Source organism: Paenibacillus sp. FSL L8-0470, assembly GCF_038008625.1.
Lineage (GTDB): Bacteria > Bacillota > Bacilli > Paenibacillales > Paenibacillaceae > Paenibacillus_AQ.
In genome coordinates, this window is the sequence record NZ_JBBOZM010000001.1 from 592,584 (window position 1) to 606,591 (window position 14,008).

General features: G+C 51.0%; 10 protein-coding genes. 7 read left to right on the forward strand and 3 right to left on the reverse strand.

The genetic code is table 11. The annotated features are described in order from the left end of the window. Position 1 precedes the first annotated feature (1 nt). The 4 genes from NST99_RS02775 to galU all read left to right on the forward strand — a co-directional run bounded on the left by NST99_RS02775 (position 2) and on the right by galU (position 5,058). Positions 2–547: a DUF1697 domain-containing protein gene (locus NST99_RS02775; RefSeq protein WP_341089588.1), complete on the forward strand. Its 546-nt coding sequence runs from the start codon at positions 2–4 to the stop codon at positions 545–547. A 328-nt stretch (positions 548–875) separates the two neighbouring features. Then, entirely contained in the window at positions 876–3,038 is a 2,163-nt protein-coding gene (locus NST99_RS02780) for a glycosyltransferase family 39 protein (RefSeq protein WP_341089591.1), read from the forward strand. 82 nt (positions 3,039–3,120) lie between these two features. Next, positions 3,121–4,104, forward strand: a complete 984-nt coding sequence (locus tag NST99_RS02785) for a glycosyltransferase family 2 protein (protein WP_038585510.1) — start codon at positions 3,121–3,123, stop codon at positions 4,102–4,104. Positions 4,105–4,122: 18 nt separating this feature from the next. Further along, complete coding sequence (galU, locus tag NST99_RS02790) at positions 4,123–5,058, forward strand: UTP--glucose-1-phosphate uridylyltransferase GalU (protein WP_341089594.1); 936 nt, start codon at positions 4,123–4,125, stop codon at positions 5,056–5,058. 579 nt (positions 5,059–5,637) lie between these two features. Here the strand turns inward: galU and NST99_RS02795 are convergent. From NST99_RS02795 to NST99_RS02805, 3 genes are all read right to left on the reverse strand, one after another. Further along, entirely contained in the window at positions 5,638–6,204 is a 567-nt protein-coding gene (locus NST99_RS02795; RefSeq protein WP_341089596.1) for an FAD-dependent oxidoreductase, read from the reverse strand. A 160-nt stretch (positions 6,205–6,364) separates the two neighbouring features. Then, positions 6,365–7,924 carry a sensor histidine kinase gene (locus NST99_RS02800; RefSeq protein WP_341089597.1) on the reverse strand — a complete coding sequence of 520 codons (1,560 nt, stop codon included), beginning with the start codon at positions 7,922–7,924 and terminating at the stop codon, positions 6,365–6,367. Next, positions 7,921–8,607 carry a response regulator transcription factor gene (locus NST99_RS02805; RefSeq protein WP_341089599.1) on the reverse strand — a complete coding sequence of 229 codons (687 nt, stop codon included), beginning with the start codon at positions 8,605–8,607 and terminating at the stop codon, positions 7,921–7,923. Before NST99_RS02805 ends, NST99_RS02800 begins: the two co-directional genes overlap by 4 nt. A 479-nt stretch (positions 8,608–9,086) precedes the next feature. Here NST99_RS02805 and NST99_RS02810 point away from each other — a divergent pair, with 479 nt between their 5' ends. The 3 genes from NST99_RS02810 to NST99_RS02820 all read left to right on the forward strand — a co-directional run bounded on the left by NST99_RS02810 (position 9,087) and on the right by NST99_RS02820 (position 13,913). Next, complete coding sequence (locus NST99_RS02810) at positions 9,087–10,250, forward strand: glucose-1-phosphate adenylyltransferase (protein ID WP_038585522.1); 1,164 nt, start codon at positions 9,087–9,089, stop codon at positions 10,248–10,250. Between the two features lie 23 nt (positions 10,251–10,273). Continuing rightward, positions 10,274–11,377, forward strand: coding sequence for a glucose-1-phosphate adenylyltransferase subunit GlgD (gene glgD, locus NST99_RS02815; RefSeq protein ID WP_341089600.1), 1,104 nt, complete (start codon positions 10,274–10,276; stop codon positions 11,375–11,377). A 103-nt stretch (positions 11,378–11,480) separates the two neighbouring features. Then, a complete protein-coding gene (locus NST99_RS02820; RefSeq protein WP_341089601.1) occupies positions 11,481–13,913 on the forward strand; it encodes a glycogen/starch/alpha-glucan phosphorylase in 2,433 nt (810 codons plus the stop codon). Positions 13,914–14,008: the final 95 nt, after the last annotated feature.

The window sequence follows — 14,008 nt, forward strand, 5'->3', positions numbered from 1 at the left end:
TATGACTACATATATTGCGCTGCTGCGCGGCATTAATGTCGGCGGCAACAAAATCATTAAAATGCAGGATTTGAAAAGCATGTTCCAGGCACTGCACTTTGAGCATGTCCGCACCTATATCCAGAGCGGCAATGTTGTATTTGAAAGCGCGGAGGGGTCAGGCCACCAGCTTGCTGCAGTGATCGGAGAGCAGATCCGGGAGACCTTTGGTTTTGACGTATCCGTAATTATCCGCAGTCTGGAAGAGCTGGAAGCAGCGATTGCGGGCAACCCATTTCAGCTTACGGAAGCTGACGAGTTCAAGCGGCTGTATGTCTCCTTTCTGGCTGATGAACCTACGGCAGAGGCACTGGAGAAGCTGCGTCCCTACGAGGATGGAGCGGATAAGGTGCGGGTAACAGGCAAGGAGATGTACACGCTGTATGAGGTGAGTGTGAGCCAATCGCCGCTGTTTAAGGTTCAGCTGGACAAGCTTCTCGGGACGCCTATTACTGCCCGCAATTGGAATACGGTAAACAAGCTGGCTGCATTAGGACGTTCGGTTTAGAATACAAATCACGTAATTATGGTTTTGCGGTTTATGCAATCTGCTGCATTTATGTACATAGCAGTCTTTAGACGAAGCCCTGGATTCCGGGGCTTTTTTTGTATTACTCGCAGAAAAGAATCCTTCGGCGCGATACCAAGTACAGCCAGCACCCGGAAGCCTGCGTTATTAGGAAGGCTATGCCGCTCTCCTGGCTTTCAGCAAACATTCAGCCACATTTCATTATGAGTTAAGGTACGGATGCAATAATACAGCTAATCAAAGATTGGGCCGGGGGGCAGAGCACTGCCGGAATGATTGAGTTATAGAGGAATGGGAGTGGAGAAAGATGAGACTGCTTAAGAAGCTGGATTCAGATGTTGTGCTGCTGTGCATCTTGCTGCTTGCAGCGTTTCTGTACGGCTATGGAATCTGGAATGATCAATATGTAAATACGTACTATACCACTGCGGTGGGCAGCATGATGCAGAGCTTTCACAATTTCTTCTTCGCATCGCTTGACTCAGCAGGTTCAGTAACGGTGGATAAGCCGCCGGTTACATTCTGGATTCAGACGGTCAGCGCCCTGATCTTCGGGCTGCATGGCTGGAGCGTCATCCTGCCTCAGGCACTTGGCGGTGTAGGGTCAGTGCTTCTCGTATACCTGATGGTCAAGCCAACCTTCGGCAGAACCGCAGCACGGTTGGCGGCACTGGCCATGGCTTCCACGCCGGTAGCCGCTGCTGTCAGCCGGACGAACAATATTGATGCCATGCTGGTGTTCACGCTGCTGCTGGCAGCATGGTTTTTGTTCAAAGGAACAAAGACGAATAGAATCGGCAGTCTTCTCGCTGCATTTGGGCTAATTGGAGTTGCCTTCAATGAGAAGATGCTGCAGGCATATATGGTTTTACCGGCATTTTATCTCTTTTATATTCTGGCCGGCAAAGTGAACTGGAAGAAAAAAACCGGGGTTTTGGCAGCCTGCACCGCAGTACTTCTGGCGGTTTCACTCTCCTGGGCCGTCATTGTCGATTCCATTCCAGCGAGTAAACGGCCCTATATGGGCAGCAGCGGTACCAACTCTGTATTAAATCTGGCCTTTGGATATAACGGGGTATCCCGTTTAACCGGCGACCGCAGTACTGGCGGCGGAATGTTCGGCAGTGGCGGTGAGATGCCGGCAATGAACGGTGGGATGCCTGGGATGAACGGTGAGATGCCGGCAATGAACGGTGGGATGCCGGCGTTAAATGGTGAGATGCCGGCGATGAATGGAGCTGACGGCGAACAAATTGACGGCCGGGGAACAGCTCCGGGCCAAACCGACGGCTCAGCCACCGGAGGCCAATCCTCCGAGGATGGAGGAATGCCAGGGCAGGCACCGGGAAGTCGAACGGATGATGGAGGACGGCAGTTCGGCGGCGACGGGGACCAAGGCAATCGCGGCGGCATGAACGGCGGAGGTGGCGGAATGTTCAATACGGGGACAGCTGGTCCCCTGCGGCTGTTCCAGTCCGCTCTGTCTGGTCAAGCCAGTTGGCTACTGCCATTCGTATTGTTCGGGTGCATCGGTATCTTTGCCAGCCTGCGCAGAACAAACTTCACGCAGAAGCATAGGGAAGCACTGTTCTGGCTGGCTTGGCTGGTGCCGGTCATGGGATTCTTTAGCATCGCCGGATTCTTCCATCAATATTACCTGATTATGATGGCACCGCCGATTGCTACGCTGGCTGGAGCAGGCTGGTCCCAGCTGTGGAGCTATTACAAGGAACGTTCAACCTGGCTTTCCTGGCTGCTGCCGCCGGCAGTTCTCACAACAGCGGTTTTTGAATGGTACATTATTCATCCTTATGACGACACCATCGGCAAGGGCTGGGCGATTGGGGTTCTGGCAGCAGGAATGATTGCCGCCCTTCTGCTCTTGATTCTTCGAATAGTTAAAGATAACAGAAGGCCATTTGCCCAAGCTGCAGCCATCGCCGGTCTGCTCGTACTGTTGATCGGTCCGCTTTATTGGGCATTTACACCGATCACCTATGGCTTGAACAGCATGACCCCGGCAGCAGGACCTGACAGCAGTGAAAGCCGCGGAGGCATGGGCCCAGGTGGAGCTGGAGCTGGAGGCGGCAGAAACAGTACCGCCGGTGTGAACGAGACTCTGCTGACCTACCTGAAGGAGCATAATACCGGCGAGGAGTATTTGTTCGCCGCTATGGATTACGGAACGGCAGGCCCTTACATTATCGACGAAGGTGAATCGGTTGTGATCCTGAACGGGTTCAACAGTTCGGATGTGCCTTATACGACCGACACCCTGAAGGCCCTGGTAGAGAGCGGCAAAGTGAAATACTTCCTCGTTACCAGCGGCGGTATGGGCGGCGGACGCGGCGGCAATTCCGATATCACTAGATGGATTACCGAGAACGGTACAGAGGTGCCGTCAGCCGATTGGCAAGGTACAGTAACAGGCAGCAATGGCGGAACCTTGTACGAGATCACCCTGAACTAGTTCTGTTTGCCGGATATACGTGAAGCGCGCCGCATTATTTGTCCGGCGCGCTTCATCACTACAATTTGAGGAGGAGCTGCTCATGGGCTACAACGTGCGCTATTCCATAATTATACCGATGTTTAATGAAGAGGCAGTGATTCAGGAGACATACCGCCGGATCAAAAAAGTGATGGGAACGACAGGTGAGCCGTATGAACTGCTCTTCGTCAATGACGGCAGTACTGACAACTGTGCGCAAATGATTGAAGAATACAGCTACTGGGATGAAAGTGTGAAGCTGATCGACCTTTCGCGGAATTTCGGGCATCAGATCGCGATAACCGCGGGTATGGATTATGCACTGGGCGATGCGGTGGTCATTATCGACGCCGATTTGCAGGACCCGCCGGAGCTGATTCTGGACATGATCACAGAATGGAAGCAAGGTTATGAGGTTGTATACGCCAAGCGCATCAAACGCCGCGGCGAGTCCTTGTTCAAAAAGTGGACGGCAAGCGCCTTTTACAGAGTGCTGCGCTACTCAACGGACATCTCGATCCCGGTGGATACCGGAGATTTCCGGCTCATTGACCGCAAGGTCTGCGATGAGCTGAAACGTCTGCCGGAGAAAAACCGTTTTGTACGCGGCCTCGTCAGCTGGGTGGGCTTTCGTCAAAAGGCGATCGAATATGAACGCGATGAACGGCTGGCGGGAGAAACCAAATATCCCCTCAAGCGGATGCTCAAGCTGTCTCTGGACGGCATCACATCCTTTTCCTACAAACCGCTGAAGCTGGCGGGATACTTGGGAGCGTTGCTGTCCGCTTCCGGGTTTCTCTACCTTATGTATGTGCTGTACCTGGTGCTCTTTACGGACGAGGCCGTTAAGGGCTGGGCGTCGATGATCGGGATTACTTTGACCTTTAACGGATTCGTTCTTATTATGCTGGGCATTCTCGGTGAATATGTCGGCCGGATTTATGATGAGTCCAAGGGCCGTCCACTCTATATCGTCCAGGAGTTCTATGGCGGCAAAAAGCAGCAGGATGTGCGGGAGCGCAGAATGGCTCCACTTAACAAATAACGAAGGGAGCGATCCAACGTGAAAATCAGAAAAGCTGTGATACCCGCGGCCGGTCTGGGCACGCGCTTCCTGCCGGCTACCAAGGCCCAGCCGAAGGAAATGCTGCCCATTGTGGATAAGCCGGCGATTCAATACATCGTAGAGGAAGCGGTCCGCTCCGGTATTGAGAGTATTATTATCGTAACCGGCCGTAACAAAAAATCGATTGAGGATCATTTTGACAAATCGGTGGAGCTGGAGCAGACCTTGCTGGAGAAAGGAAAACTGGACCTGCTCCGCGAGGTGCAGGGAATCAGCGAGCTGGCAAGCATTCATTACATCCGGCAAAAAGAACCGCTGGGGCTGGGTCATGCCATTCATTGTGCAGAGCAATTTATCGGAGATGAGCCGTTCGCGGTGCTGCTCGGTGATGACATTATGGTGTCCGAGCCCCCGGCACTCTCGCAGATGATGAAGCTGTATGAGCAGGCGGAGAAGACGATTGTCGGTGTTCAGCGGGTGCCAAGGCAGGAAGTCAGCAAATACGGGATCATTGCTTCAGGAGGTTCCATAGACGGTGTGCATGCCGTAAGCGGACTGGTGGAGAAGCCTGTGCCGCAGGCCGCGCCTTCGGAATATGCGATTATGGGCCGGTACATTTTGCAGCCTTCGATCTTTTCGGTGCTGGCTAGACTTGAGCGCGGAGCTGGCGGTGAATATCAACTGACGGATGCTTTGCATGAAGTGTGCCGGAATGAAGGGCTGTTAGCCTTAGATCTGCAGGGCAAACGTTATGATATTGGCGACAAGTTCGGGTACATTCAGGCCACCATGGAAATAGGGCTGCAGCGTGAAGAGTTGCGGCCGCAGCTTTTGCCGTATTTACGAAAGCTGCTCGGCAGCCTGGAGAGCAGTGAGGAAGCTCAGGCTGTATTGGGGAGTAAGGCAGCAGGCAGAAGCAGCCGCATCCTTTGATGCTGAAGCCGGGGCAAATATCAGGCAGACCTCGTGTAAACTTAATAGGCTGTTCCGGATAATGATTGGCGTACAGCCATCCCTAATTTGGAGCAGCCTTTTGTGCAGGCCCGCCAATCGAAACTGTACATATTACAAATTTAGAGTTGTCACGTGCGCCCTTTGCTGCTAAAGAGCATCCCTTAAATTTGCTTTCAAAAGTGGGTTGTTCCCCCCGCTATCACGCCGCAGTGCAGAGAACGTGCAGGTGATCCGCATGGAGATAATTATTTGAACGCTTGAATTGAACGTAGTTGTATTTACTACAGCTATTTGGTGCGTTAAGGGCCGATTCTAGAGTATAAGTGTATTGAGTACAATTAAAAATTGTGAACCGTGGCGGTTCAGTGGAATTTCGTGAAAATAAATGTACAGAGTGCAACTACCTCTTCGTAGGCCGCTAAAAGTGGAGAAATAGCTGTACAAACTGCAATTATCGGATGAAAAAGGCCAACCGCAATCGCGGCTGGCCTCAATTCAGCTAAGAGAGGGACTCTTGAAGCGAAGTATCCGCCCGGAGTCCCTCTCGTATGAATATAATTATGCCTTCAGCAGATCGTGATCGACATATCTTGCACCGTTCAATTCGCTTATGACATTAATGGCGACCTTCGCGCCGTCACCTGCGGTAATAATAGCGTGCACGCTTACTCCGGCAACGGTTCCGGCGGCCCAGATGCCTTCGACATTTGTTTTACCTTCGGCGTTGACGGCTACCACAGTCTTGATTCTTGGCTCCGTGCCATCCTTGGTTTCCACACCGGCTTTAGCAGCCAAATCGGTCAGGACGCCTGTAGCCAGAATCACATGTTTCGCTTCATAAGTGGCACCACTCTCGCTTTCAATGACAAAACCTTCACTGCCCGTGGTAAGACCCACAGCTTGATCAGCTACTAATTCCGCCCCGAATTTGACGGCTTGCTTGTGTCCGGTTTCCACGAGGTCGGGACCGCCGATTTCGGAGATTCCATAAAAATTCTCATACCACCCTCTGCGGGTCATTCCTTTGTCATTGTCAATCAGCAGCGTTTTTTTGCCCGCTTTGGCGGCGAACAGGGCTGCACTGGCACCGGCTGGTCCGGCTCCGATCACGGCGATTTCGTACATGAATTCGACCTCCTAAAAGTTTTATAAGCATAACATCCTTGAATCGACTTCGTACAAAACTCACTTCGAAAGCATAAACTTACTTCGAAAGCATAACTTAAGTTTTGTGAGCATAGCATACTTTTCACACACTATTATAACGTTGATTACACTACATAAGCTAATCCAGCAAGCATGGAAGAGAGACTTTAAAGACAGTGCCTCCACCGGGAGTACTCTCCACGCTGATGTTCCCGTTATGTGCATCCACAATAGACTTTGTAATGGACAATCCAAGGCCCGAACCGCCGTATTTGCGCGTGCGCGAGGAATCGCTGCGGTAGAACCGGTCGAACACATGGGGGAGATGATTAGCAGAGATGCCGGAGCCGTTGTCCCTGACAGTCAGCGTTGCTCCGGTGTCCCGGGCGTGCAGGGCGATATGGATCGTCCCCTGGTCTGCATCCGTATGCTGCACGGCATTGTGGAACAAGTTGAGAATGACCTGTTTGATTTTGTCGGGATCATACATGCCGCGGATGCCGTAAGAAATGTCGAAGTTGACCTTGCGGTTCGCGGCCAGCACCAGGAGCTGCGGCTGCATCTCATCGATGACTTTACCCAGCAGCAGGTTCTTGACCCTTAGCTGAGGCGCGCCGTCCATACGGGCCAGCAGGAGCAAGTCTTCGACCAGCTTATTAATCCGTTTGGATTCACCGTGCATGCTGTTCAGGGCGCCGTAAAGCTGGTCTTTATTATCCGCAGCTCCCCGCAGCAGCACCTCCAGGAAGCCGTGAATCGAAGTGAGGGGAGTCCGCAGCTCATGGGAAGCATCGGCGGCGAAACGCCGCATCTGTTCCTTGGCTTCACGTTCATTATGGAACGAAATTTCCAGACGCTCCAGCATCCCGTTGAAGGACTGGGACAGCTTGTCGATTTCTGTCTGTCCCTGGTTGACGGGGAAACGTACGTCCAAATTGCCTGCGTCGATGATTTGCGCGGCTTCGCCCATATTGGATAAGGGAACCAGTGTTTTGCGCAGTGCAGGCAAATACAGGAACAGCCCGGCCAGCAAAGCAATTACCGCCAAGCCGGCGAAGATCATCAGCTGCTGCATGATTACATCTCTCAGCGGGCCGGTGGCTACGCTCATTTGCAGCAGCATTTTGGGTGCACCCGGCTTGCGCAGATTCATGAACACGGCCAGGTGTTCACTGCCATCCTCAGCGGTTATCAGCCGGTATTTTCCCGTTTGTTTGTCCGCAGTATGTTTGAGCAGCTCATCATACTCTTTGTTCGTCATTCTTGGAGCGGCAGAATCGGAAAGCGTATCCTCCTGGAAGTCCCTGAAGGTGCCGTCCGGGCTATAGATGGCGATAGTTGTATGGGCATCCAGCAGGAGAGGACGCCTGTCACCGCCCATCCGCTGCCCGTCCGGGCTGGTGTTCTGGTTCTCCCCGGGTGCTGCGTAACCGCCGCTCGTGGCGGGGCTGGTACCAGGCAGTTCCGGCTTCCCGGAATTAAGAAACGTAAAATAGAACTCACGCGGCACGGACCGCAGCTGCGTTTCCATGGATTCCGCCCGGTTGGTGTAGATGAAGTTCCGCATCAGCACATACTGCAGCACACCGATCAGCAGCAGCAGCACGGACAAAATGATGAGCGAGATGGCCAGCAGCTGCTTGCGCAGGGAACGTGGAGACGGAAGCCTGCTGATGAAGCCCGAGAGGCGGGCAATCATACCAGGTCCACGCGGTATCCCGCGCCGCGCAGCGTGCGGATAATCTTATGCTCTTTATCGCCAAGCTTCTCGCGGAGGGAACGGATATAGACCTCCACGATATTTTCCTCTCCGCCAAAATCATATCCCCATACCTTGTCCAGAATCATCGGCTTGCTCAGTACCAGGCCATGATTGATGACCAGGTATTGCAGCAGCTCATATTCGGTAGGGGACAGCTCCAGAACCTCTTCCTTGTGGCGGATTTCCTTGCGGCGGCCGTCAATCCGGAAGGGGCCGCAGCGCACTTCCCCAAGCAATCCCGGGAACTGATTGCGCAGCCGGGCCTGAATCCGGGCCAGCAGCTCGTCGAAGCTGAACGGCTTGACCATATAGTCGTCAGCCCCGATGGAGAGGCCCTTGACCCGGTCGTCCACTTCGTCTTTTGCAGTCAGCATGATGACCGCAATCTCCGCTTCTTCTGAACGCAGGTAACGGCAGACCTCAAAGCCGTCCATGCCCGGCATCATCACATCCAGAATGGCCACATGCGGTTTGAAATCGGCAGCCATTGCGATCGCGCTGACACCGTCAGGTGCAGTCATTACTTCAAATCCTTCGTTCATCAGACCCAGTTCCAGAAACTGCAGGATATGAGGCTCGTCATCTACGAGCAGTAGTCGCACGCCTTGGGCAGCTTTCATGAGTAGTACCTCCGTTTACAGTAAAAGATAGTTCATTATGACCCATTACGTTGAATGTTTGCTGAAAGAAGCGTCTCCTTAAGTTCAATATCAGATTAGAATTTTTAGTTCATGGTTAATCATTCTGGTTAATCTAATTATAAGAAATATAAGTGTTATTAATAAGGAATATAATTACAATCTAAGGTTTTTGGAATTCAATAAAGGGTTTTGACGGCGACTCTAGAACACTTTACAATAAGGATACAAACCCGGTTTTTGGAGAGCTTTTCTCATGAATCCGGCAACTTGTCCCGATATCAGGTGTCCCCCCGTTTGTTAACCTTATCCAAATTTCCTATCAAGCACATTTCTTTCATTTTACTTCTTGCTGGTTCACTTCTTTTTGAATTCTATCTTGGGTCTATTTCGCACCACCAAACTTCATTCAACCTTATTTATTACATGTTTTACTACCCATATGTCAAGGAGGCTCTTCCATGAAGAAAAAAGAAATGGTAGCCATGCTATTGGCGGGAGGCCAAGGGAAAAGGTTGAAGGGATTGACCAAAACGCTTGCCAAGCCCGCTGTTTATTTTGGGGGAACTTACAGAATCATCGACTTCCCCTTAAGCAATTGCTCCAATTCAGGTATTGATACAGTTGGTGTGCTCACTCAATATGAGCCGCTTGTACTGCATTCATACATTGGGGTAGGCAGTGACTGGGATTTGAACCGTAAGGATGGCGGTGTATTTGTATTGCCGCCGCATGAACGGGAGAATGGAAGCAGCTGGTACCGGGGAACGGCTGATGCAATTTACCGCAATCTGAAATTTGTTGATCAATTTGATCCGGAACATGTGCTTATACTTTCCGGCGACCATATTTACAAAATGGATTACAATGCTATGCTGCAATATCACAAATCTAGAAATGCTGACTGCACCATCTCGGTCATTGATGTTCCGCTCGAGGAGGCCAGCCGCTTTGGCATTCTTAACACAGATGAAGATTTGAAGATTTATGAGTTTGACGAGAAGCCGGTGAAGCCGAAGAGCACGCTGGCGTCGATGGGCGTTTATATTTTTAAATGGGAGGTCCTCCGCAAGCATCTGCTGGAAGACGGGGAGAATGCAGACTCCTCCCATGATTTCGGCAAAGATATTATTCCTCTGATGCTGGAGGACGATAAATCCCTTTTTGCCTATCCATTTGAAGGCTACTGGAGAGATGTAGGTACAGTGGCCAGCCTGTGGGAGGCCAATATGGATTTGTTAAGTGATCATCCGCCGCTGAATCTGAATGATCCCAATTGGCGCATTTTCACCCGCAATCCGAATCAGCCGGCACAATATGTAGCTCCAGGAGCAAAGGTATCGAGCTGCATTATTAATGAGGGCTGCATCGTGTACGGAGAGGTGAAGCATTCGGTGCTCTTTTACGGCGTGGAAGTGGGAGAAGGCAGCGTCATTACCGACTCCGTCATTATGCCCAAGGTTAAGATCGGCAAGAATGTACGGATCCATAAGGCTATCATCAGCGAAAATACGGTAATCGAGGATTATATGGAGATCGGAGTCGATCGGGAGAATGAGGACGAAATCCTGCTGATCGATAATCGGAGCAAGAAACGTAAATCAGTTGCAGCCAAAACCATATAACCATTAGAGGACGGTGAACCGGGATGAAAAAGCTTATGGGTGTAATCAATCTTGATCATGAACTGGATAAATTAAATGAGTTGACCTATTTCCGCTGCGGTGCTGCCGTGCCTTTTGCCAGCCGCTACCGGCTGATCGATTTCGTTCTTTCCAATATGATGCGGGCAGAGCTGGAAAGCGTTGGACTGTTTGTCCGCCGTAAATACCGTTCGCTGATGGATCATCTCGGCGACGGCAAGTCCTGGGATATGAACCGCAAGCATGGAGGACTGTTTATTCTGCCGCCTGACTGGAATGATCCGACAGACACCTCGCTTGGGGATTTACAGCATTATCATAACAATCTGGATTTCTTCAAACGGGCCTCGGCCAAATATATTGTGTTCTCCGGCAGTCAGCATATCAACACTGTGGATTTCCAGGAGGTATTCCAGTACCATCTGGAGAAGGGCGCGGATGTAACACTTGTCTACAAAACGATAGACCAGCTGCAGCCTGAGCATGATCCCTGCCTGCGTGTTGAGGTAGACGAAGAGAATGCGGTTACGAATATTCATCATGAGAAGGACCATCACAATGTGTATCTGGATATCTTCATCATGGAGAAAAAAATGTTCCTGGAGCAGGTAGAACATTGCATCGCCCATGGCGAAAGCTTCTTCTTCCGCGATGTGATCCAGAAGAACCGGCACAAATTCAAAATTTCCGCCTACGAGTACAAAGGTTACCATGCGGTGATCAATTCGCTGGAAAGCTATTACAAAAATAGTCTGGAGCTGCTCCGCCAGGATAATTATTTCAGCCTGTTCAAGGAGAATCCGGTGCAGACCAAGATTAAATATGAAGCGCCAACCCGTTATCTGGACAGCGCAGAGGTTAGCAACTCGCTGGTGGCCAACGGCTGTATCATTGCCGGAACCGTGGAGAACAGCGTGATCTTCCGGGGCGTGCAGATCAAAGAAGGGGCCAGAATCATCAATTCTGTCATCATGCAGAAATGTGTAATTGAAGAAAATGCCGTGATTGAAAATGTCATTATGGATAAAGATGTACACTTAAGCAGAGACCGGATTCTGGTCGGAGATAACAAACGTCCATTTGTTATAGCCAAGAGCAGCAAAATTTAACCTCAGGATCAGTTGAACACCGGGCAGCACCCAGTTCAGCTGATCCTGAGTTTTCATAAATACGCCATTCACAAAATAAGGCTCTGTCAGGAGGAACCCGCTGTTGTTCAACGATAAAGAAACCTTTAAACAAGCGTTCCGCGAGGCACTCATCAGGAAATTGGGCAAGCCGCTTGAAGAAGCTTCGAATGCTGATGTGTATAACATCATCGGCAATATGATCCGTGAGAATGCAGGTAAAAACTGGGCGGATACCAACCAGAAATTTAAGGCTGATAAGGAAAAGCAGGTTTACTATTTTTCCATGGAATTTCTGATTGGCAGGCTTCTGGGCAATAATCTGCTCAACATGGGCGTGCTGGAGGTAGTACGCGAAGGACTTGCAGAACTGGGCTTTTGTCTTCAGGATATTGAAGAGGAAGAAGCAGATGCAGGCCTCGGCAACGGAGGTCTGGGGCGTTTGGCCGCCTGCTTCATGGATTCGCTGGCCTCCCTGCAGTATGCAGGGCATGGCTGCGGCATCCGTTATAAATACGGCCTGTTTGAGCAAAAGATTGTTGACGGATATCAGGTGGAGCTGCCCGATTATTGGCTGCAGAACGATAATGTGTGGGAATTGCGCCGGGAAGACAAGCAGGTGGAAGTACGGTTCTGGGGACATGTGGAGACCCGTGAGGAGAACGGTGAGCTGGCCTTCGAGCATAAGGATTATGAAGCGGTGCGGGCGGTTCCTTATGATATTCCGATTATTGGGGCGGACCGCAAGCATGTGAATACACTGCGGAACTGGAGTGCCGAATCGATCAACCCGTCCTCGAGAATAACCGGCTCCCTGGCTGGAACGGATTATCACAAGTTTCTGGAATACAAACGTTCAGTGGAATCAATTTCTGAATTCCTGTACCCGGATGATTCACAGTATGAAGGCAAGCTGCTCCGTCTGAAGCAGCAGTATTTCTTGTGCAGCGCAGGTCTGCAGAGCATTCTGCGGACGTACAGCAAGACGGGCCTGCCGATTGAACTGCTCCCGGACAAAGTGGCTCTGCACATCAATGATACGCATCCAACACTGGTTATCCCCGAATTGATGCGGATTCTGATGGATGAACACAGCATCGGCTGGAATCAGGCCTGGAGCATGACGACCCGGATGGTGTCCTATACCAACCATACCATTCTCAGCGAGGCACTGGAGAAATGGCCGATGGGGATGGTCCGGGAGCTGCTGCCGCGTATTTTCCTCATTATTGAGGAAATCAATGCCCGGTTCTGCGGTGAGCTGATGAGCAAATATCCCGGCGATCAGGACCGGATCAACCAGATGGCAATTATTCATGATGATCAGGTGCGGATGGCCCATCTGGCGATAGTAGCCAGCCATAGCGTGAATGGAGTGGCTGCGCTGCATACAGAGATTTTGCAGAAACGCGAGATGCGGCTGTTCAATGAGATGTATCCGCACCGCTTCAATAATAAGACGAACGGTATCACACACCGCCGCTGGCTGCTGCATGCCAATCCCGAGCTGGCCGGATTGATCAATGATTCCATTGGTACACGCTGGATTCACCATCCGCAGGAGATGATCGGGCTAATTAAATATTGTGAGGATGCTTCATTCCAGGAACAGGTGGCTGGCATCAAACGCCGTAACAAGCAGCGCCTGGCGGAATACATCGGCAAGAAGCATGGGGTGCAGGTAGACCCGGATTCCATCTTCGATGTACAGGTCAAACGGCTGCATGCCTACAAACGCCAGCTGCTGAACATTCTGCATATTATGCATATGTACAATCAGCTTAAAGATAATCCATCTATGGACATGGTGCCGCGCACCTTTATATTCGGGGCCAAGGCTGCACCCAGCTATCATTTGGCCAAACGGATTATTAAACTGATTAATACAGTGGCTGATGTCGTCAACAAGGATCCGGATATCAAAGGCAAGATCCGCATCTTTTTCCTGGAGAATTATTCGGTCTCTTTGGCGGAGAAGATTATTCCCGCAGCTGACGTAAGCGAACAAATCTCTACAGCAAGCAAGGAGGCTTCCGGCACCGGCAACATGAAGTTTATGATGAACGGTGCGCTGACCATCGGCACGATGGACGGGGCCAACGTGGAAATGCACGAAATGCTGGGTGACAACAACATGTTCCTGTTCGGACTGCGGGCAGAGCAGGTGCTTGATTACTACCAGTATGGAGGCTATCATTCCCGTGATATCTATAATGGCGATGGACGAGTCAAGGAAGTGCTGGATCAGCTCATCACACCGGGTCCAATCTGCTGCCATACCCAGGAGTTCGATTCGCTCTATCAGTCATTGCTCGACAATAATGATGAATTTTTTGTGCTTAAGGATTTTGCCAGCTATGTGGAGACTCATGTCAAAATCGATCTCGCCTACCGCAACCAGAAGGAATGGCTGAAAAAGTCGATTATCAATATCGGCCATTCCGGCAAATTTTCCAGTGACAACACGATCAGCCGCTACGCCTCTGAAATCTGGAATATTAGTCCGGTCCGGCAGTAATCGGGCGTTGTCCTCAGCATAAAAACGATCAACAGCAAAAAGGCCGTCACAAACGCAGGTACTCCTGCGAATGTGGCGGCCTTTTACATGCAGCC